The 21,437-nt window shown below is 52.6% G+C and carries 18 protein-coding genes; 4 read left to right on the top strand and 14 right to left on the bottom strand.

What is annotated here, in order from left to right:
• Nucleotides 1-97: 97 nt before the first annotated feature.
• The gene (locus FCN15_RS14585; protein WP_238996697.1) at nt 98-946 is read left to right on the top strand and encodes an AraC family transcriptional regulator; all 849 of its coding nucleotides are present in this window, start codon (nt 98-100) and stop codon (nt 944-946) included.
• 73 nt (nt 947-1,019) lie between these two features.
• On the opposite strand, the gene mgrA is transcribed toward FCN15_RS14585, so the two are convergent.
• The 3 genes from mgrA to FCN15_RS14570 form a co-directional block, all read right to left on the bottom strand.
• Nucleotides 1,020-2,036: an L-glyceraldehyde 3-phosphate reductase gene (gene mgrA / locus FCN15_RS14580; RefSeq protein WP_138495721.1), complete on the bottom strand. Its 1,017-nt coding sequence runs from the start codon at nt 2,034-2,036 to the stop codon at nt 1,020-1,022.
• A gap of 132 nt (nt 2,037-2,168) precedes the next feature.
• Nucleotides 2,169-2,930, bottom strand: a complete 762-nt coding sequence (locus tag FCN15_RS14575; RefSeq protein ID WP_138495720.1) for an NAD-dependent protein deacylase — start codon at nt 2,928-2,930, stop codon at nt 2,169-2,171.
• Complete coding sequence (locus FCN15_RS14570) at nt 2,927-3,727, bottom strand: HAD family hydrolase (protein WP_138495719.1); 801 nt, start codon at nt 3,725-3,727, stop codon at nt 2,927-2,929. Before FCN15_RS14570 ends, FCN15_RS14575 begins: the two co-directional genes overlap by 4 nt.
• 234 nt (nt 3,728-3,961) lie before the next feature.
• Here FCN15_RS14570 and FCN15_RS14565 point away from each other — a divergent pair, with 234 nt between their 5' ends.
• The 3 genes from FCN15_RS14565 (at nt 3,962) to ilvD (ending at nt 7,533) form a co-directional block, all read left to right on the top strand.
• Nucleotides 3,962-5,014 (top strand): acyltransferase family protein, encoded by a 1,053-nt coding sequence (locus FCN15_RS14565; protein ID WP_138495718.1) that lies wholly within the window; start codon nt 3,962-3,964, stop codon nt 5,012-5,014.
• 123 nt (nt 5,015-5,137) lie between these two features.
• On the top strand, nt 5,138-5,395 hold the full coding sequence (locus FCN15_RS14560; protein ID WP_138495717.1) for a KGG domain-containing protein: 258 nt from the start codon (nt 5,138-5,140) through the stop codon (nt 5,393-5,395).
• Between the two features lie 452 nt (nt 5,396-5,847).
• The gene (gene ilvD / locus FCN15_RS14555; RefSeq protein WP_203232160.1) at nt 5,848-7,533 is read left to right on the top strand and encodes a dihydroxy-acid dehydratase; all 1,686 of its coding nucleotides are present in this window, start codon (nt 5,848-5,850) and stop codon (nt 7,531-7,533) included.
• A 228-nt stretch (nt 7,534-7,761) separates the two neighbouring features.
• Here the strand turns inward: ilvD and FCN15_RS14550 are convergent, their stop codons facing one another.
• The 11 genes from FCN15_RS14550 to alaS all read right to left on the bottom strand — a co-directional run bounded on the left by FCN15_RS14550 (nt 7,762) and on the right by alaS (nt 21,369).
• Nucleotides 7,762-9,234: a polysaccharide deacetylase family protein gene (locus FCN15_RS14550; RefSeq protein ID WP_138495716.1), complete on the bottom strand. Its 1,473-nt coding sequence runs from the start codon at nt 9,232-9,234 to the stop codon at nt 7,762-7,764.
• A 113-nt stretch (nt 9,235-9,347) separates the two neighbouring features.
• Nucleotides 9,348-11,234 carry a peptidoglycan D,D-transpeptidase FtsI family protein gene (locus tag FCN15_RS14545; protein ID WP_138495715.1) on the bottom strand — a complete coding sequence of 629 codons (1,887 nt, stop codon included), beginning with the start codon at nt 11,232-11,234 and terminating at the stop codon, nt 9,348-9,350.
• 153 nt (nt 11,235-11,387) lie between these two features.
• Nucleotides 11,388-13,343, bottom strand: a complete 1,956-nt coding sequence (locus FCN15_RS14540; protein ID WP_238996700.1) for a methyl-accepting chemotaxis protein — start codon at nt 13,341-13,343, stop codon at nt 11,388-11,390.
• Between the two features lie 383 nt (nt 13,344-13,726).
• On the bottom strand, nt 13,727-15,058 hold the full coding sequence (locus FCN15_RS14535; RefSeq protein WP_138495713.1) for a peptidase U32 family protein: 1,332 nt from the start codon (nt 15,056-15,058) through the stop codon (nt 13,727-13,729).
• Nucleotides 15,059-15,085: 27 nt separating this feature from the next.
• A complete protein-coding gene (locus FCN15_RS14530; RefSeq protein ID WP_138495712.1) occupies nt 15,086-16,021 on the bottom strand; it encodes a peptidase U32 family protein in 936 nt (311 codons plus the stop codon).
• A 19-nt stretch (nt 16,022-16,040) separates the two neighbouring features.
• Nucleotides 16,041-17,093, bottom strand: a complete 1,053-nt coding sequence (gene mltG, locus FCN15_RS14525) for an endolytic transglycosylase MltG (RefSeq protein ID WP_138495711.1) — start codon at nt 17,091-17,093, stop codon at nt 16,041-16,043.
• A 134-nt stretch (nt 17,094-17,227) separates the two neighbouring features.
• Nucleotides 17,228-17,533, bottom strand: a complete 306-nt coding sequence (locus FCN15_RS14520) for a DUF1292 domain-containing protein (protein ID WP_203232159.1) — start codon at nt 17,531-17,533, stop codon at nt 17,228-17,230.
• A complete protein-coding gene (locus tag FCN15_RS14515; protein WP_138495709.1) occupies nt 17,533-17,835 on the bottom strand; it encodes a DUF1292 domain-containing protein in 303 nt (100 codons plus the stop codon). The genes FCN15_RS14520 and FCN15_RS14515 overlap by 1 nt, the downstream gene beginning before the upstream one ends.
• 12 nt (nt 17,836-17,847) lie before the next feature.
• Nucleotides 17,848-18,264, bottom strand: a complete 417-nt coding sequence (gene ruvX / locus FCN15_RS14510) for a Holliday junction resolvase RuvX (protein ID WP_203232158.1) — start codon at nt 18,262-18,264, stop codon at nt 17,848-17,850.
• Nucleotides 18,265-18,302: 38 nt separating this feature from the next.
• Nucleotides 18,303-18,563 (bottom strand): IreB family regulatory phosphoprotein, encoded by a 261-nt coding sequence (locus FCN15_RS14505; RefSeq protein WP_138495707.1) that lies wholly within the window; start codon nt 18,561-18,563, stop codon nt 18,303-18,305.
• 178 nt (nt 18,564-18,741) lie between these two features.
• Complete coding sequence (gene alaS, locus FCN15_RS14500; RefSeq protein ID WP_138495706.1) at nt 18,742-21,369, bottom strand: alanine--tRNA ligase; 2,628 nt, start codon at nt 21,367-21,369, stop codon at nt 18,742-18,744.
• Nucleotides 21,370-21,437: the final 68 nt, after the last annotated feature.

Raw genomic sequence — 21,437 nt, 5'->3', positions numbered from 1 at the left:
GCTTTAAACATGGATTAATGTGACTTTTGGAGGTATGATAGATGGGGAGATTCTTTTTAGGAAGGAAGGATTGAACGACGTGAACCAGCCTACGTATATGTCAGCAGCTAATCCCGACTTTTCCGGCCAGGATGTGCTCCGCGTTTTGTTTGCTGGAGAGAGCCAGACCGCGCCCGTGCACCGGCTGGGGCCTAAAATCTACGACTTCTACCTGTTTCATTACATTGAAGAAGGACGGGGCGTCTTCCGCACGGAAAAAGGCACCTACCGCCTGCGTGCCGGCAGCGGGTTTATGATTGAGCCGGATCATCTCGTCAGCTATGAATCCGACGGCAGCAACCCATGGCGCTACCGCTGGCTCGCCTTCAGCGGGGCCGGAGCCAAGGAGCTTGCGCGGCAGGCGGGTTTTTCAGACGATTCACCCGTCATTCACTCCACGGAAAATGGTCCGATTCCCGACGCATTAAGCTCCATTCTGTCCGCCTTCCGGGAACAGCGCGAAGGAGCCGGACTCGCCGCACTCGGTTACCTGTATCTGATCATGGCCGAAGCCAAGCATTCCCTTGTGTCCGGAGCAGGAAGCGCAGAAGGGGAAGCCCATACCCAGCGTATCGTCAAACAGATGATTCACTATATGGCCAGCCAGTATGCCTATCCGATCTCCATTGAGGAGATGTGTTCCGGGCTCGGGTACAACCGTGCTTATTTATCGAGGGTATTTAAAAAAGGCACCGGGATGTCCCCGGTCACCTATCTGCTGAAGCTGCGGATTGACAAGGCGCGCCATCTGCTGCGGGACCGTCCGGACTTGTCCATCGAACAAGTTGCATCCTCGGTGGGCCTTACTGACCCGCTCTATTTCTCCAGACAGTTCAAGCGGTTTTATGGAGAAGCACCGAGCCTCTACCGCCATTCCTTAACGGGCAAACGTGGCACAGATGAATAGCTGAACAGCCCGCTGAACTTAAAAAAGGAACTGTCCCGCGCAAACAGCGTGCCGGACAGTTCCTTCTATTCTCTTATACCTCGTCTTTGCCTTCTTCGTCCGTCTTTAAAATGGCTTCAATCCGGCTGAGCTCTTCTGCAGAGAAGTCCAGATTGTTCAGCGCTGCAACATTTTCCTCGATTTGACCCGGCCGGCTGGCACCGATAAGAGCAGAAGTAACGCGCCCTTCTCGCAGAACCCAAGCCAGAGCAAACTGGGCCAGACTTTGTCCGCGGGCCGCAGCCATTTGATTGAGCGCCCGGATCTTGCGCTGCACGGCCGGCGTGATCGCCGATTCCTTCAGGAAGCCTGTCGGACTGGCGGCACGGGAATCCTCCGGAATTCCATTCAAATATTTGCTTGTCAGCATGCCCTGGGCAAGCGGTGTAAAGGCAATTGTACCAACGCCGTGTTCCTCCAGCACATCCTGAAGCCCGTTCTCAATCCATCTGTCCAGCAGGGAGTAGCGGGGCTGATGAATTAGAAGCGGTGTTCCAAGCTGCTTCAGGATTTTTGCCGCCTCAGCGGTCTTGTCAGCCGGATAATTGGAAATGCCAACGTAAAGGGCTTTACCGGATCGGACAATTTGATCCAGCGCCATCATGGTCTCCTCAATCGGCGTCTCCGGATCCGGACGGTGGGAATAGAAGATGTCCACGTAATCCAGCCCCATCCGTTTGAGGCTCTGGTCGAGGCTTGAAATCAAATATTTGCGTGAGCCCCAGTCGCCGTATGGGCCGGGCCACATCGTATATCCAGCTTTAGTAGAAATGACGAGTTCATCACGAAACGGCCTGAAATCCTTGTCGAGCACCTGCCCGAACATTTCCTCGGCAGAGCCCGGCGGCGGACCGTAATTGTTGGCCAGATCAAAATGCGTAATTCCGAGATCAAACGATCTCCGGATCATTTCACGTCCGTTCTCAAAGGTATTGACGCCGCCGAAATTGTGCCATAAACCGAGCGAAATCGCCGGGAGCTTCAGTCCTGAACGGCCAACCCGGTTGTAGATCATGGATTCATATCTTTCTTCGTTCGGTGAATATACCATCTCGTCATCCTGCCTCTCTAAACAGTTTTAAAGTATTGGATAAAATCATTGGAGCTTGTATTTTATATTAGACGGTTAACGGTCCTTTAGCAAAATCTTTTCCTTCCAAGCACAGGATATCACAGGATATCCTTAACCAAGGCTTAACCTGCGCGAAACCGTCTCGCAAACCTGACCGATCGGTTCCGTAATGAGCAGTCCGGCACGGCTGTCATAGCCGGTTTGAGCGATGTTAATCAGCACCGTTCGATTTCCCCGGAAATAATCGACGAATTGCGCCGCCGGATATACGGTCAGAGATGTCCCCCCAATGATTAGCAGATCCGCCCCGCGGATCGCCTGAATGGAGCCGGCAATCGTCTCGTCGTGCAGATTCTCCCCATACAGGACAACATCGGGCTTTACGATCCCGCCGCAGTTTCTGCACAGCGGTACGGGCCCCGGTGCGTCAATTACTTCCTGAAGCGAATGGAAGGTTCGGCATTTCATACAGTAGTTGCGGTGAACTGAACCGTGCAGCTCCAGAACGTTCCGGCTGCCGGCGGATTGATGAAGGCCGTCTATATTTTGGGTCACGATCGCATCCAGCTTCCCCGCATCCTCCAGCTTAGCCAGAAGGCGGTGCGCCGCGTTGGGCTGGGCAGAGGGATGGAGCATTTTTGTGCGGTAAAAGTCAAAGAACACTTCCGGATGTTTATCAAAAAAGGAGCGGCTCAAAATCTCCTCCGGCGAATAAGGAGAATTCGTCTCCGTCTGGTACAAGCCCGCTGCCGAACGGAAGTCGGGAATCCCGCTCTCTGTAGAAATCCCTGCCCCGCCGAAAAATACGATTCTTTCACTTTCGGAAATCCATTCCGCCAGTTTATTAACCGGGTAATCCGCTGTATTGTTCAATCTCTTTCAGCTCCTTGGATAATTAATGAGCTGCCGGCATCCAGCTTCAGCTCTTCGTAGCTTCGGATCACGATATCGGCGTCCCGCAAATGGCGAGATTCTCCATCCGGGCAGTACCCGATGGCCAGTGCCGCTCCGGCTGCCTTGCCCATCTGCATATCTGCGTTGCTGTCTCCGATGACGAGAACTTCACCGGGCGCCAAGTCCAGCTCTGAGCAGGCAAGCAGCACCATATCCGGCTCCGGCTTGCCGTTCTTCACCCGGTCCGTTCCGACGACTGTCCCGAAATGGGCATCCAGCTTCATCCAGCTTAAATGCTCCCAGGCTTCAGATGTGCGGTCAGCCGTAACGACTCCCATGGAGATCCCTAGCTCCCGGCACTGCTCGGCAAAACGGACGAGGCCCGGCATCGGCTCGGCTGTCCGCCGGCTTTTTACCTGTTCCATGGCGGTATGCAGGATCGCCTTCACCTCACGCAAAGCGTCGTTCCACGGCATCCCCGCGGCATATAGCTGCCAGGTCAGCAGTCCGGTTGTCTGCTCTTCGGTGGCCATTGCGGCAGGCCCGGCAGGGTCATAGCCTGTGAGGTGACCGTTTGCATCACGCAAAAGTCCCAGCAGACGGCCCGGTTCGACCAGCAGCTCAGCCCCCGCTTCTTCCACCCGCTGTTTAACCAGCTCCGTAACGTCGTGAGCCCAGGCCCCCCACATGCTTACAAAATCAAGCAGCGTTCCGTCCTTGTCAAACAGGATTCCTCTGATGTTGATCCGCTTCCCGTTCACCCTGCAGACAGGCATGCCTCATTCCTCCTTGCCTATTTTCTATCGCATTTTCTATATTGTACCTTTCCTGATTTTCACAATTCAACAGTTCGCCATAATTGACAGGACAGATAACGCTTCCAATAGTGATCATTGTCACAGGTGCCGCTTTCGTAATACCTTACGCTTTAGCTGTAAAGAATTACCTAAAAATTAAAGCATCGCCAGCAGCTTGCCTTTGGCCTGCTTGAAATAAAGGAGCCGCTTAGGATGGAGAACAATTTGAAGAGCTGGAACGGGGATCATTACTTTCTTAACCTGCGCTTTCTGCTGATTGTGTGCGTGTTTGCCGGCAATGCGATTGAGCCGCTGATCAGCCGGATGCCGGGGCTCCATGGCCTTTATGTATGGATTTTCACCTTTCATATGCCTCTGTTTGTCTTTGTGACCGGTTATTTTGCGAAGCCGAATCTTCACGGGCCGGCAGGCCGCAAAGTGCTGGCGCAAATTGCGCTGCAGTATGTCATCTTCCAAAGCCTGTATTCGCTGCTTGATGCTGCCGTATTTAAAGTGCAGAACATCCACCACTCTTTCTTTGCGCCTTATCTGCTGCTCTGGTTTCTGGCCAGTCATTTTCTGTGGAGAATCTTCACTGCCGCCCTGCTGAAATGGAAAAAATCCGCCCAGCTTGCAGCCTCCCTGCTGCTTGGCGTTGCTGTCGGGTATCTGGCCGTAGACGGCACCTGGTTCAGCTTATCGAGAACGTTTGTTTATCTGCCCTTCTTTGTGGCTGGTTATCATTTTCGCGCGGAATGGATTGTGAAAGTGTTCACGCCAAAAATCCGCCTACTAGCCGGAGCGGCCTCTATCCTGGTATTGGCAGCCGCTTATCTTTGGGGAGAACGCCTGCCATTAGGCTGGCTATACGGCAGCATGACTTACAGCCAGTTAGGTTCTTATTTATGGTATGACGGCTTGGGCCGTTTAGGCATGTACGCGCTGCAGCTGGTGTCATCTGCCGCCTTCCTGTCCTTCGTCCCGCTGTTCACCGGACGTTTGACCGACTATGGCCGCCGGACGCTCTACGTCTTCCTGCTGCACGGCTTCATTGTCCGCTTGGCTGCCGCTTCCCCGCTGTATGCCAGCATCCACGGAGCCTGGGGCGTGCTTGCTCTGCTCGTCTCGGCCGTTCTGCTCACCGTAATGCTGTGTCAGCCTGCCGTGCGAAAAATGGCCTCCCCGGTTATTGAGCCTCCGGTGGACTGGATGCTTGCTGCCGGCCGTAAAACCCGGACATCGGCGGAGATCCGGATCTCCAAATGATAAAAATTTAGTGCATGAACTAAACTGGATTTCTATTTCCATTTTTTTATGATTCAACCAAGTGACCTGTGGTATATAACAGTACGCGCATTTAAAAACCATTACTACCAAGGAGTGATTTTTATGGCACGTAAGAATGGAAAAATGAGCCGTGAAGAAGCAGGCCGCCTTGGCGGACAAGCAACTGCCAAAAACCATGGTAAAGAATTTTACCAGGAGATTGGTTCTAAAGGCGGAATGGCGACCTCCAAGTCACATGACCGTGAATTCTACCAGGAAATTGGCCAGAAGGGCGGCTCTGCCACTGCCGAGTCCCACGATAAAGAGTTCTATCGCGAAATTGGCCGCAAGGGCGGACAAGCCCGCGGCAACAACAATTAGCAGCGGACTCTGACTCAGCAGTGAATAGTTTGAATTGCCCGCCACAATAAGCCCCGGCAGACTGCCGGCGGCTTTTTGTGTGCTTGTTTAGCCGATTCGGACAGGCTCGGCATAAAGCTTCCCCTAGGCAGCATACTCCTTCTTAACGGAACCAACGCTAAGATCTGTTCATCTATTTTCCGGATTGCTTCATTATAAGGCTCCCGGCTCCCCATCAATAGTCCCCAGCCGCTCCTCCAATCAGCCTCCTTTACTGTTTTACGCTAGATTTCCATCGTTTTTCCCTTACTTGAAATGGTAGAAAAGCCGAAAAGGTTGTGATAGACTGTATAGAAAGCTTTAGCGGTTTACACCTCTAAATTTTTTTATTCCGGCAAAGGGCCTGCTGTTTCTTTATAATCCGACAGGTCTTGCGCTCAATCATATTCCGTTCTGGGGGGAGAAAAGCCATCATGGGAGCTAACAAAATGCGTTCTGACATGATCAAAAAAGGTTTCGACCGGGCACCGCACCGCAGTCTGCTGCGTGCTGCAGGGGTTAAAGAAGAGGATTTCGGCAAGCCGTTTATTGCGGTCTGCAACTCCTATATCGATATCGTTCCCGGTCATGTTCACTTGCAGGAATTTGGTAAAATCGTCAAGGAAGCCATCCGCGAAGCCGGCGGCGTTCCATTTGAGTTTAATACCATTGGCGTTGATGACGGAATCGCGATGGGTCACATTGGCATGCGTTACTCGCTGCCGAGCCGCGAAATTATCGCTGACTCCCTGGAGACGGTGGTTTCCGCACACTGGTTTGACGGCATGGTCTGTATTCCGAACTGCGATAAAATTACTCCCGGCATGCTGATGGGCGCGCTGCGCGTCAACATTCCGACGATCTTTGTCAGCGGCGGACCAATGAAGGCCGGCGTAGACAGCAAAGGCAACCGCTTGTCCCTGACTTCCGTATTTGAAGGCGTCGGCGCTTACCAGGCTGGTAAAATCGACGATAAAGACCTGCTCGAGCTTGAACAATTCGGCTGCCCAACGTGCGGCTCCTGCTCCGGTATGTTCACAGCCAATTCCATGAACTGTCTGGCAGAGGCTCTTGGCCTGGCGCTTCCGGGGAACGGCACTATCCTTGCTGTTGCTGAAGAACGCCGCGACTTCGTAAGAAAGTCCGCCAAGCAGCTGATGGAGCTTGTGAAGATGGACCTCAAGCCTCGCGATATCGTGACCAAAGAATCCATCGACAACGCTTTTGCGCTGGATATGGCGATGGGCGGTTCGACCAACACAGTTCTGCATACGCTCGCGCTGGCACAAGAAGCAGGCATCGACTATTCGATTGAGCGGATTAACGAGGTTGCCAACCGTGTGCCGCATATCAGCAAGCTGGCTCCGGCTTCCAACTACTTTATTGAAGACGTGGACCGTGCCGGCGGTGTGAGCGCGGTGCTTAACGAGCTGCTCAAGAAACCGGGTGCGCTGCATCCCGACTGCATGACCGTTACCGGCAAAACACTGCGCGAGAACGTTGAAGGCGTTGAAATCCGCGATCATGAAGTCATTCATGCGATCGACAACCCTTACTCGGAACGCGGCGGACTTGCCATCCTGTACGGCAACCTGGCTCCTGAAGGCTCCGTAATCAAAGTAGGTGCGGTTGATCCTTCCGTAGGCGGCTACCATAAAGGTCCTGCCATCTGCTTCGATTCCCAGGATGAAGCGCTCGAAGGCATCGCGAACGGCAAGGTTAAAGAAGGCAATGTCGTTGTCATCCGCTACGAAGGTCCGAAAGGCGGACCAGGCATGCCGGAAATGCTCGCACCAACCTCCCAGATTGCAGGCATGGGCCTTGGCGCCAAAGTTGGCCTGATTACGGACGGACGTTTCTCCGGCGCATCCCGCGGCATCAGCATCGGGCATATTTCTCCGGAAGCGGCAGAAGGCGGTCCAATCGCTTTTGTTGAGGATGGCGATATTATCGAGCTCGACCTGAACAACCGCAAAATCGAGCTGCACATCAGCGATGAAGAATTCGCAAAGCGCCGCGCCAACTGGAAAGAATTCGAGCCTAAAGTGAAGACCGGCTACCTCGCGCGTTATTCCAAGCTCGTAACAAATGCCAGCTCCGGCGGCGTTATGAAAATTTAACTAATCATATTCTCTGTTGAGATAATGATTCCGCACTTTTAAAATACAGACAGGCTGATCCTAGTGATCGGCCTGTTTTATTTTTCCGAACAAAGCAGCCAAAAATAAAAAAAAAGAGAACCCCAAAGGGGCTCTCAAATGTGGAAATCCGATCATGAATCCTGATAATTGAACTAGAATGAGCTGCAAAATAAGTCCTGCAATTCTGCACTAATCAGATTTCTGCTTCTAAACCGGCAAGCTTGCCTTTAGCTCCGCATCGTTCTTTCCGTCCAGCTCTTCTTCTGATTTGGCAGCAGCCGTTACCGGCTTACGTTTTGATCCCTGAACCGTCCCGCCCTGCTGCGAGAAACGGCTGATTAAAGTTTGAGTCGGAATCACCAGAATTTTAGGAACCATTTGTTCCTGGTGGGCCTTGACCCGCTCCCGCCCGTTCGGGTGGATGACGCTCATCAGCAGCTTTAAGTAGAATGTGGTTGAAGTGGCAAAGAGGCCTTTGGGCAGATCTGTAATTGAAAAACCGAACTGCTCCGGCCCGCGGTTAATCATCGTGATACCGTACAGCGCCTTCGCCTCCCGCAGATCAGGATGATTCTGGATGTATTCGGCCAGCTCTGGCAGGGCCTTCTCCGTCATACGCACCAGCTGGATTGCCAGCTGAACGGAGGACTTGGCTTTGGAGCCCAGCTGGAACAGCTTTTTATTATCAAAGTGCAGCTCCAGTACAGAATCGCCTTTGACCAGCGTGTCTCCTGTCGTTAATTCGATCGGCGCTCCCGAATATTTTATTTTCCGGAAGTGAAACATTGGGTCAGGGTTATCCGTTGTTTGTAAGTGGAACATCACATGGAATACCTTCTCCCACAGCAGCCAAAGGCTGACGATCAACCGTTTATACCAAGGCAGCACTGGCACTGAACTTCCTCCCTTTCGCACGGCTTGCGGCTGGCTTGAACCCGGCTGTTGTAATGCCGCAATCGCTTCATTCTTGGCTTGGGCCGTATGCTGAATCATATCCTGTATCGTAATACTGCGGATTCCTCTTCGCTCGGCCTCGTCCAGTACACGTTCAAGAGCGGTCAGCATTTCATGGGGCGCAGTGGGGTTGGCGCCAAAAGTGGTTCCGCAGTCATGCAGCAGAAAGACTTCACCGCCGCGCAGCTTCTTCAGCATCTTCTGGGTTAACCGGTCAGCACCGACATTTACCCGCCAATCCTTGAAGATGGCTGACCATAGAACAAGTTGCAGATTGTTGCGCTGCTTTGTATAGTCGAATAAATTGACAATCCCCCAAGGCGGTCTGTAGTAATGCGCATCCTGTCCGGTTGCCTCTTTAATGACCTTGGCGGTCATTTCAATATGTTTAGTCACCGTTTTTGGCCTCATCAGCCAATTCGTCTTATGCTTGTAGTTGTGGATGCCAAGCAGGTGACCTTCCTCATAAATCCGTTTGATCAGCTCAGGATGTTTCTCGGCACTTGAGCCCACTACAAAAAAGGTGGCTTTCGCGTTGTAGCGTTTCAGCAGATCCAGCAGCTGAGGCGTATAGACCGGATCAGGCCCGTCGTCAAACGTTAAGGAAATTTCGTGTTCTGCGATGCCCTTCTTAAATACTCGGAAACCGAACAGACGGCTGATCAGCCCAGGAATAAAGGCATACAACGAGAAAATGTAAAATAAACCCAGCAGCAAAGTCTCCATGCCATATTCCCCATTTCTCTCTATTCATTGACTTTTGCTTGCTCAAATCAACAGACTTGTTTGAACATCTTCTCTATTTTATCATAAATTCTTCTATTTTAGGCCTGATTTTTTTAAGACAGGCTCTTGCCCCTCTGACCGCCTGCCTGGTCTTTCATTTCGGCCAATTCATCCATGATCTCTCCAAACAATTCGGTAGCGAGGTGAACAGATCCCGGCTCCCGGCTCTGCACCAGAACAGCAGCCGCATATTGCGGTGACTCGTACGGGCCGTAGCCAATAAACCATTGGTCGTTTAGCGCCCTCCCGTTTCTCGTAACCTGAGCCGTGCCGGATTTCCCGGCCAGATGCCATTTGGAATGGCTGAGCCTGCGCCCGGTTCCGTCTGTGACAACGCTGCGCATCCACTCTGTAATTGCAGCTGCTGTATTCGCAGAAATTTGACCGGATTGGCCCGGGGATTTGTGAGGTTTAAAATGAATCATCTCCGTACCGTTCGCGTAGAAAATACCGCTGACAAGCCGCGGGGCCTGCACCGCTCCTCCATGCAGCAGCGTCACAACCAGGTTCGCGGCCTGAAGCGGGCTCATCCGGGCGCTCCGTTGTCCAATCGCGGTCTGTGCGCGCACGCCTCCATCCTCAGGATGGGCTTCACCGCCAAATACCGTGCCGCTCTCCTCCTGATCAATCTGCCGGAGCGGACCGCTGTTCATAAAGTCAGCCGCCTGCCACCCGATTGTGCGTCCAAGCCCCAACGCATCTGCTGTCTGCTGCAGCATGGCAGGCGGCAGCCGTTCGCCCAGCTGGCCGAATACGGTATTGCAGGATTCCGCAAAGGCCTGTGCCAATGTGATATGGCCGTGCCCTCCCTTTTTCCAGCAGGACAGGCCGTATTTCCCGTAGCTGCCGAGGCACATAAAAGCTTCATTCGGCGCCGTAATTCCGGCTTCAAGCGCTGCGGCTGCGGTAACCGTCTTAAAGATCGAACCGGGGACCGCTTCCTTCACTGCCCGGTTGCTCCATGCCGCTAAGTTCTGCGGATCCACCTGATTCGGATTATAAAAAGGCAGCGACACCATTGCCTTAATATCTCCGTTCACTGCGTCCAGTATGACAACCGCCCCTTCTTTTACCCCTTTTGCGGCGGCAAGACGCTCAATCCGGTTCTGAAGCGGCAGATCAATCGTGGTTTGCACGGTAAGCGGATAATAAGGGTTGCCCGAGGTATGAATACGAAGATCGTCTTTGGACATCGGCTGGTGTCCGGCATCCATCCGGTAGGATATGCCTGTTGCTCCTTCGCCGCGAATTATCCGGTCAAAAGTCTTCTCCAGACCCGCCGCCCCCAGCTTGGCTGTAACGGATAGGGCTTCCTCCCGCTTCTGGCCCTTATCTGCGCTCTTCTTGTTCGCTGCTTCCACAAGCTCCGGCTGCTCAGCCAGAAAGCCCAGCCACTGTTTGCCTGAGGGCTCATATGCGTAGCGCTGGACCAGGGGCAGCACCTTGATCCACGAAATCTTCAGACCCTCAATCCTGGTTACTTGATCTGCACTCAAATGAAGCGGGCTGTCCTGTATGTGTACACCAGCTTCAGTCTGCTCTGTCCAATAAACCGGATGCTGCAGCCTGCTGTGAATCTCCTGCAGATGATCAGGGGTCGTCTTCAACAGCTGTGCCAGTGACTGGAGCTCTTTATTTTGAATCAGCAGCTGACCGCTCTCCTCCCGGCTTCGCACAGGGAACAGGACCGGGGTCATGACCACTTCATTGGTTAATGGCAGTCCGGCGGCATCGACGAAACGCCCGCGGCCCGAGTCCAGCTCGATCCGGCTCTCCCGCTGCCTGACCGCCATTTCAGATGTCACTCTGCCATGGGCGGAAGCCGCCTTGGGAACTCCGTCCAGCAGCTGCAGCCACGCCAGCCGGACGTGCATGACGGCGATGGCGGAAGAGAGCAGCAGCAAGCATATAAATATCCGCTTCTTCATGGTGAGATTCATCTGTAATTCCCCCTTTTCGACAAAGTATTTCCTTTGCCGGACCATCTCACACCTTTGTAAGGGGGATATTACCTTTGCTGAACAAAAAAAAGCCGCCCCGGCCCGTTTCTCAGACGGGCAGCCGGGGCAGCCTTTCAGTTCTTCGTTTCTAAATTAAACTTTAAATCTGGACAGCGACTCTTTCAATTGATCCGAAACCTTCTCAAGCTGGCCGGACAAATTCACCAGCTGATCGCCTACCAGCTGCTGTTCACTGGACAGGGAGGCAACCTCCTCCGAGGTTGCGGAGGATTCTTCCGCTACAGCACTGACATTGGTCATAGCCTCCGCCAAGATATGCTGGGACTGGTTCAGGCCTTCAATGGATGTCGTAACCGCATCCAATTTGGCCACGAACTGCTCCATCTGCTCCTGTACGGAGACGAAGATATCTCCGGTTTCCTTAACCGATTGAATCTGCTGTTCAAAGACCGGATTTACTTCTTCAAGCGCCTTAAGCGTTTCGTTCATTTCCTTCTGAATTTCATCGGTAATCTGACCAACCATCGCAATGGACTGTCTGGACTGCTCGGCGAGCTGGCGGATTTCATCCGCAACAACCATAAAGCCTCGTCCTGCCGCACCCGCACGGGCTGCTTCAATCGTAGCATTCAAGGACAAGATATTAGTCTGCTGAGTAATATTCTGCATCACATCAAGCACCTTCAGTACGGATGCCGTGCTGGCATGCAGCGAATGAATCCGGTCGCCCAAAGCCCGTGTCATCGCACCGGTAGCATTGGTCTTCTCTGTGAGGCCGTGCAGATATTTGGTACCACGGTCACTAGCCTGTTCCACCTCACGCGCGGATTGCTCCATTTCCCGGTTGGATGCGATAACCGCAGCAACCTGTGAACCGATATTTTCCGTCAAGTCACTGCCGCGTTCTGCTTCTGTAGCCAGACTTCCTGCGCCTTTGGCAATTTCCTCTGTCGCAATGGCAATTTCACGCGCGGACAGCGCCGTCTTCTTGGAGGCTTCCGCAAGCTCGGACGCCGTGCTTAGAACATCCGCAGCAGAGTGGTTAGCCTGTGTAACCAGCCCGGTAATTTCCTCCATCATCTGATTGAAGCTGGCCGAAAGCTGGCCGATTTCATCCCTGCTGTTATGCTGCATGCGCACGTTCAGCTGACCGCTTGCCCCCTGCTGCATCAGCCGGTTCATCATGGACAAAGGCCGTCCAATCATGCGGACCATCCAGATGCCCAGCAGAACCGCAATCAATGCAACGACTGCTGCAGCAATGAAGGTGGTAACCAGGATGCTCTTCGCGTCCTCCACCAGGTTCTTGACCGGAATCACGCCTGCCAATTTCCAGCCTGAGGTGCTCAGCTTATCAAAGACAGCCAGCACCGAATTGCCGTTTTGATCTTTCGTTGTCAGGCTGTCTGTGTCTTTGGTGCTCTTGGTTACGGCTTCGATCGCCGTCAATTTTTCCTTGGAAAGATCCACATTAGCTGTGACAATCTGCCCGGTTTCATCAATCAGCTCCACTTTGGAACCTGATCCAAGCGATACTTTCTCAAGCTGCTCGTTCAAGGTGCTCATATTAATATCAAGCACTACGATATAGCGGTCAGAACCGCTTAATGCCTTAATAGACTGAACAAAACGGTATACACCGCTTCCGTTGCTCGCAACAGCCTGCCAGGCAGTAGTATTCGCTGCGGAGACCGTACTGTACCATTTCTCGTTCTTCAGATTAGAAGTAAGCTCCGTATCCGGACTGCCGGCAGTGACGGGATCAAAGCTTCCGTCCATCGGGAAGATATAGAGCGCTGATGCGCCTTGAATCGAGTAAGTCAAGCTGCTTACTTTCGAATTGACGTCTTTCACTAACGTAAACTTGTCATAACCGGAAAGCTCGCTTGAGCTTAAGCTTCCGAGGCTGTTCTGCAGTTCCTGGTCGAAGAAGATCTGCTGCACACTCTCCTGATAGCGGTTCATAATAATATCCAGCTTCTCGGCCGTTTGAATAACGGTCTGCTGGTTGGACAGCTTAGCGTTCTTTTGGACAATTGTTTTAGCCGTTTGATAAGACAGGAAACCCAGTGACAGCACAAAGATCATGATTGCCACAAAAAAGATAAGAAACAGACGTACACCTACAGATCTGGTAGGATCGAATTGTTTAATTTTAACATTCTTCGTGTATGAAACCGATTTCTTAAATGCGCGCGAAAAAAAATCTTTCCCCTTTTGGTCTGCCTTCGGCTGCTTTTCCCCCTTATTGTTTTCCTTCTTCAGCACTTTTGGAAATTTGGCCATCCCTTTCACCCGTTTCTTCTCTATTATTTTAGTCCTACTCTATATTTCGGCAGATCATTTGAAATGTTAAGACTTTTGTAAAAATATAACGCTTCATGTTCGAATTTTTTTGTTAAAAAACGACAAAAAAGCCCTCTGTCTGAGACAAAGGGCTGAATAATGAACAGGCGTAAGAGCAAATAGGCCTATTTCTTCTTTCTCATCATGTCAAAATATTGGACCGGCTGATCCACCTTAAATTTGACCAGCTGCAGCGGATGACGCGCCGCATCAATTTCGCTGCCGTCTTCATCATACAGGGTTCCCACAACCTGCTTGAAGAAGGTATCGCCCGGTCCGAAAAATTCCACTTCCTGGCCCGGTTTAAAATGGTTGCGCTGCTGGACAGTCGCCATGCCTGTCTCGGCATCGTAGGCCATCACAAGGCCCGCAAAGTCATAAGGCGCAGCTTTCTCCTCAGGCTCGTAGATGTGATCCTCATGATCCGGCGTGTCATAGAAAAATCCGGTATTCAGCGGACGGTTCGCCGCTTTGTTGATCTCTTCCACCCATTCCGGCTTCAGCACGTAGTTGTCCGGGTCGGCCATATAGGCGTCAATCGCCCGTCTGTAGGCGTTAACGACCGTGGCCACGTAATGGATGGATTTCATCCGGCCTTCAATTTTAAAGCTGTCCACGCCGACATCAATCAAATCCGGGACATTTTGAATCATGCACAAGTCTTTGGATCCCATTGTAAAAGCGTTGTCCTCTTCCGCAAATAACGGAACTTGTGTCGTTCCGAGCTGGAACTGCTGCAGCACACGGTCCTCGGCCGCTTCCTCCTCGGAAATCCAGGTTTGCTCCCGGGCATCCTCAAACAGATCATACTTCCAGCGGCAGGACTGGCAGCAGCCCCCGCGGTTGGAATCCCGGTCTGTAAAGTGGTTGGAGAGCACGCAGCGTCCCGAGTAGGAAGAACACATCGCGCCATGAATAAAGGCTTCGATTTCGATATCCACATGCTTCTTGATCTCAGCGATTTCCTCAAGGCTGGCTTCACGCCCCAGAACGACACGCGGAAGACCTTCCTCTTTCCAGTATTGAACAGCCTGCCAGTTGATCGTCGACTGCTGGGTGCTCAAATGGACTTCCAGGTTTGGCACCACCCGCTTGGCGGTATCGACAATGATCGGGTCGGCCGCGATGATGGCGGAAATTCCGGCTTCGTACAGATTGCGCAAATATTCTTCAATGCCTTCCAGGTCCTCGTTATGCGCGTAAATATTGGTCGCAACAAATACCTTCGCTCCATACTTCTTGGCGAATTCCACGCCTTCACGCATTTCCTCGAAGCTGAAGTTATCCGCATTGGAGCGCAGGCCGTATTTCTGCCCGCCGATATAAACGGCATCTGCTCCGTAATGAATCGCAAATTTCAGCTTCTCCAGGTTGCCGGCAGGAGCCAGCAGCTCCGGTTTGTCCAGCCGGTATCTTTTTCCTGTATATTTAGGTTTATGATGTTCTAGAGTTGACATGGTTACGCTCACCTCACTTGATGTAGATTAATAAACTTGTTCTTTATAGTAAAATCCGAAGGACAACTCACGTTCCGGGTCCTGCAGGCGGCGGATCTGCTCCATCCAGCTCTCCTGGAAGGCATAGCACTCCGGATCTGCAGCATACGCATCAATGGCCTGCCGGTAAACCTTGATCACAGCAATGGTATAGGCTGTCGGCTTGAGCAGGGATTCAATTTTGAAGCTGTGAACCCCAGCCTCCATCAGCAGATGGAGATCCTCCAGAATGCAGATATCATCGGAGCTCATAATATGCGTTCCGTTAGCATCTTCATAGATCGGATACTTCTCATCCTGGCGCTCTGCTTCAATCAGGAACAACCCGCGGTCCTTGCCTAGATTGTTTCCTTCCACAGGACGCCCCTGATGGTTCATGTAGCTGGCTACAAGCGCCCGCTTGGAATGATAAATATTGGTTATTCCATGAACCTGAACTTCGGCTTCGATCTGAAGGTTCGGAATCATGCCCGTAATTTCATCCATATTCAGCTCCCGGGCAGCCACGACGCGGGACGCCCCTTTGCTGCCCCAATAGTTTGCTGTAGCATAATTCGTCGAAGTCATCTCCGCGTTCCAGTGAAGCGCCATTTCCGGTGCAGCCTTCTGCGCGGCCCGCAGCACAGCGGGATCCCCGAACTGCACGGCATCCGCGCCGGCTTCCTGCAGCCCCTGAATATAGGGTTCAAGCTCTGCCAGTAATTCATTGCTTACCAGGTTGTTTATGCTTACATATACTTTGGCCTGATGAGCATGCGCAAACTCCGCAATTCTGCGGATGTCGTCCAGGCTGCACTCACCCGGCAGACGCATGCCGTATTTGTCTTCACCTACCAGCACCGCATCTGCCCCGGCCTTGATAAAAGAGACCGCTTCTTCCACCGATCCTGCCGGCACAAGAAGTTCCGGTTTATCTGCTTTCATTATATCTCACACCTCTGTCTTATTTGGCCGAAGCCTCACTTTTCTCAATATTTGCTAAATGCTCCTTGTACGTAGCGGCAAACAAATGCTCCTGACTGCCGTCCTTCTTCGTGACATAGAAGAGATAATCCGACTTCTCCGGCTCCAGAGCCGCTTCAATGGACTTTAAACTCGGCGCTGCAATCGGGCCGGGAGGAAGCCCCTCATAAAGATAAGAGTTATAAGGACTGTCAACCTTGCGGAGATCGGAATTCAGCAGCCGCTCCTTGGTTTTGCCAAGCAGATACTGGACGGTTGCATCAATCTCGAGCTTCATTCCGGCTTTAAGTCTATTGTAAATGACACCGGCAACGATCGGACGCTCCTTGTCCACTGCCACCTCGCGCTCCACCAGGGATGCGATCGTCATAATCTGATTAAGCGAATAACCGCTTGCTGCAAGCTTGGTGTCAAAGTCAGGAATCTGATCCAGCTTGACCGACGTTTCTTCAAGCATACGCCGGATAATATCGGCTTCTGTGCTGCCCTTCTTGAGCTCGTAGGTTTCCGGGAACAAATAACCCTCCAGCCTGTACAGCAGCTTCGAATTGTCCGGAATTTCACTGAGCAGCGGATCGTCGATCCCGGCGGGATTCTCAGCCAGCTTGAGGAAAGCATCGCTGTTCACGAGTCCTTCGTCCTGAAGCTTGTCCGCCATTTGTTTGACCGTATAGCCTTCCGGAATGGTGAACCGAATCATCTCTTCGGCGGCCACATCTCCGTCATTCAGCTTCTGTATAATCTGATCGGCCGTCATTCCCGGTGTCATTTCATAGGTTCCGGCCTGAAACTTGCTGCCTTCAGACTTAAACTTCAAGTGAAGCTTAAACAGCAGACCGCTGCGGATGAGACCCTGCTCCTGCAAAAGCTCAGCAATCTGACCGGTGCCTGTGCCGGGCTCAATTGTAAATTTAACAGCCTGGTCTGACTTTGCGGGCGGCTGAAGCCCCCAATATACATATCCCCCTGCTGCAGCGGCGGCAATAATTACGATCAGAACCGCCGCCAAAACAAGACGTACTGCCTTCTTCACTTAGCCAGCTCCTTTACAGCCAAAAAGAGCGGAAGCTCCGCCCTTCTTGAGTTCAATCTATACAGATTCAAGCACTTCTGCGATTCAAGCAAGTCTGCAATTCACAAGTCTATCCGGCGCAGGTTCTTTTCCCTCTATTCGGAAAAGGTCAGCTCGTCGTACAGCTCGGAAATATCTTCCCATTCATCATCGTCGTCAATGGTTTCCAGAGACAGCTCTCCGTCCGCTCCAGTGACAACTTTAAGAATTTCGGGTTCTTCTTCCGTCCGCCCCGGCACATCTGGACGAAGCACGGCATAAGAGCCGCCGGACACGTCAAATTCCTTCTCCACCTGGTAATACGTCGTTTCTCCATTTTCATCCTGGAGCTCAACGACCGGACCAAACGCATCGCGGATCCGGCTGGTCCAAACCACTTCTTCTTTATTGAAACCCGGCATCAGTCTTCGTCACCGCCGAATTCATCCATCAGTGTATTGAAGGTTTCTTCGACGATTTCCCACTCTTCATCACTGTCGATTGTATAGAGTTTCAGGTCGTCCCCGTCTTCCTCATAACGGAAAGCATAAACCTCATCGCTTTCATCGTCGTCGGATTCCAAAGGAACCACCATCATATATTTGGCATCAGAACCGTCCACTTCGAACTTCATGATGACTTCAAACTCTTCTTCATTGCCTTCATCATCTGGAATATAAATAATTTCCGGTTCTTCTTCATTGTTGATCATTTGGTTTGCCATCCTTCATCACCCTCACCTTATAGTCTTTGAGTCCAAATAATTTTGCAAAATAAGCGCCGCAGCCATTTTGTCCACGACCTGTTTGCGTTTGCCCCGGCTTACATCCGCTTCAAGCAGCGTCCGATGCGCTGATACCGTCGTAAGCCGCTCATCCCAAAGGTGAACCGGCAATTCCAATTGACCACGCAATTTCTCCGCGAATTCCTGACAGATTTCGCCGCGGGGTCCGATCGTGCCATTCATGTTCTTAGGCAGTCCTACCACGATCTCTCCGACTTCGTATTGCTTGACCAGCTCGGCGATTCTGGTGATTTCCCCGTCATCCCGGCGTTTCTCCAGCGTATCAATGCCCTGGGCCGTCCAGCCCAGCTCATCGCTTACAGCCACGCCGATCCTGCGGTCGCCATAATCGAGCCCCAAAATTCTCATCACATAACTCCTGTCGACAGACGGCCAACGAAGGCGGATTAACGGTTATGCTTCATGTAGAAGCGAACCAGCTCTTCGATCAGCTCATCTCTTTCTTTCTTGCGTACAAGACTTCTGGCATTATTATGCCGCGGGATATAAGCCGGGTCTCCTGACAGCAAATATCCGACAATCTGATTAATTGGATTGTATTCCTTCTCCTGCAGCGCACCGTACACCGTAAGAAGGATTTCCTGTGCTGACGCCTCCTGCTCATCGCCGGTGACGTTAAACTTGACAGTTTTATCCATGGAGTCCATGATGCCACCTCAATTCTCGGCCACAGCAGATTCGAATCTCCCTGTGCCTTAAACTAAGCTTCTCCCGCAATTTCGAGCTTAAGCTTATATCTCTTACTATAACATATCGGGGCTTCCGGAAGGAAATAGGAAACTAGAAAATATCCCGTCATTTGGAAGCCCCGATAAAAAATTCCGTTTAAGCCTGAGCCGCTACGAGCTCACCGGCCAGCTTCAAGGCGTCGTCCAGCTTGGAGGCATCTTTGCCGCCGGCTTGCGCCATATCCGGCCGTCCGCCCCCGCCGCCGCCGCAAAGCACGGCAATCTCTTTCACAAGCTTGCCGGCATGAAGGCCGCGCTTCACATCCGCAGGCGGCACCGCTACGACAAAGTTCACCTTGTCGTCTGCTGCTGCGCCAAGCACGAGCACCGCATCCGGAACTTTGACTTTCAGTTCGTCAGCCAGCGTGCGGAGCGCGTCCATGCTGCCGGCCTGCACCCGTTCGGCAAGCAGCTTCGTGCCGCCCACTTCAACGACACGGTCTGTCAGCTGCCCGGCTTCAATGGCGCTCAGCTTGCCCTGCAGCGATTCGTTCTCGCGGGACAGGTCTTTCACCTGCTGATGAAGGGCGTCGATCCGCTTCGGCACTTCGTTAATATTCGATTTCAGCAGAGCGGCTGCATTCTTCAGCACGTCCAGCTGCTCGTCCATATAGAGATAAGCATTACGCCCTGTTACGGCTTCGATCCGGCGCACACCGGAGCCAATGCCGCTTTCGCTGACCAGCTTGAACATGCCGATTTCGGACGTGTTCTGCACATGGCAGCCGCCGCACAGCTCAAGGCTGTAGCCGCCAACCTGCACGACGCGGACGATATCGCCGTATTTTTCACCAAACAGCGCCATTGCGCCCATCGCTTTCGCTTCATCAATCGGCTTCAGCTCAATCGTCACCTTCAGGCTGTTCCAGATCTGCTCGTTAACGCGGCGCTCGATGTCCGCCAGCTCTTCCGGTGAAATGCTGCCTAGATGCGAGAAGTCAAAGCGCAGACGCTGCGGCTCAACAAGGGAGCCTGCCTGGTTAACGTGAGCCCCGAGCACTTCTTTCAGCGCTTTATGCAGCAGGTGTGTCGCCGTATGGTTCTTCACAATATCCGAACGCTTGGTGCGGTCCACTTCAGCAGTGACCGTCGCGCCTGTGCGAAGCTCGCCCGTTTCTACAGTAATTTCATGCACATGCTGGCCATGAGGAGCCTTGAACAGCCCGTTCACAACAGCGGTGCCGCTTTCGCTGCGAATCCAGCCCTGGTCGCTGACCTGGCCGCCGCTCTCGGCGTAGAATGGAGTCGCCTGCAGAATCACCTGGCCGGTTTGTCCTTCGGACAGAATGTCCACAAAGGAATCGCCCGAAATAATGGCCAAAATCTTGGATGAAGCCTCCAGCTCATTATATCCAACGAAATCCGTTTTAGTCGTAAAATCAGCCAGCACGCCGCCCTGCACCTTCATGCTGCCGCCGGTATGGGACGCCGCGCGCGCCATCTCGCGCTGCTTCTGCATCGCTGCTTCAAATCCTTCGCGGTCAACCGTCAGGCCATGCTCCAGCGCATAATCTTCGGTCAGGTCAAGCGGGAAGCCGTAGGTGTCGTAGAGCTTGAACGCATCCGCCCCGCCGATTACCGTGCTGCCGGCCGCTTTCGCTTCCTTCGAAACCTGCTCCAGAATGGCAAGTCCGTCCGTCAGCGTTTCGTGGAACCGTTCTTCCTCGCCTCGGATAACTTTTTCGATGAATTCATGCTTGGACACCACATCCGGGTAGAACTCGCCCATAATCTGTCCCACGGTCGGAACCAGGGAGAACATGAAAGGACGGTCCAGACCCAGCATTTTACCGTAGCGAACCGCACGGCGGAGCAGGCGGCGGATGACATAGCCGCGGCCCTCGTTGGAAGGCAGCACGCCGTCCGCAACTGCAAACGCCACGGTACGGATATGGTCGGCAATGACTTTAAAAGCAACGTCCCGCTCAGAATCTTTGCCGTATTCCACCTTGGCGATTTCAGCCGTATGCTTGATGATCGGTACAAACAGGTCGGTATCAAAGTTGGAGTCCACATCTTGCAGAATGGATGCGAAACGCTCCAGGCCCGCGCCTGTATCAATGTTCTTGTTAGGAAGCGGCGTATAGCTGCCATCCTTGTTATGGTTGAACTGCGAGAACACGAGGTTCCATACCTCGAGGTAGCGTTCATTTTCCCCGCCAGGGTACAGTTCTGGGTCTTCAGGGTCATTGCCGTAGGCTTCGCCGCGATCGTAAAAAATCTCCGTACAAGGTCCGCAAGGGCCTTCGCCGATATCCCAGAAATTGTCCTCCAGCTTCACGATGCGTTCAGCAGGCAGGCCGATTTTTTCATTCCACAGCTTGTACGCCTCTTCATCCTCTGGGTATACCGTTACGGACAGGCGCTCCGGATCAAAGCCGATCCAGTCTTTGCCGGTCAGGAATTCCCACGCCCAGGTGATCACTTCTTCCTTAAAGTAATCGCCGATGGAGAAGTTGCCCAGCATTTCAAAGAACGTATGGTGGCGGCGGGTCTTGCCGACGTTCTCGATGTCGTTGGTGCGGATACATTTCTGGGAGTTCGCGATCCGCGGATTCTCCGGCTTCACCCGGCCGTCAAAATAAGGCTTCAGCGGCGCCATACCGGCGTTAATCCACAGCAGGGACGGGTCGTTATGCGGAACCAGCGAAGCGCTCGGTTCGATGGTATGTCCTTTGGATGCAAAGAACTGCAGCCATTTGGAACGGATTTCACTTGCTTTCATCTACGAAATTCCTCCTATATTTGAAAATAGAAAAAACGCCCCTGAACTTCAGGGACGATTGTCTCGCG

The organism is Paenibacillus pinistramenti, assembly GCF_005869875.1.
GTDB lineage: Bacteria > Bacillota > Bacilli > Paenibacillales > Paenibacillaceae > Fontibacillus > Fontibacillus pinistramenti.
This window is presented reverse-complemented; position numbering and strand designations above follow the sequence as displayed.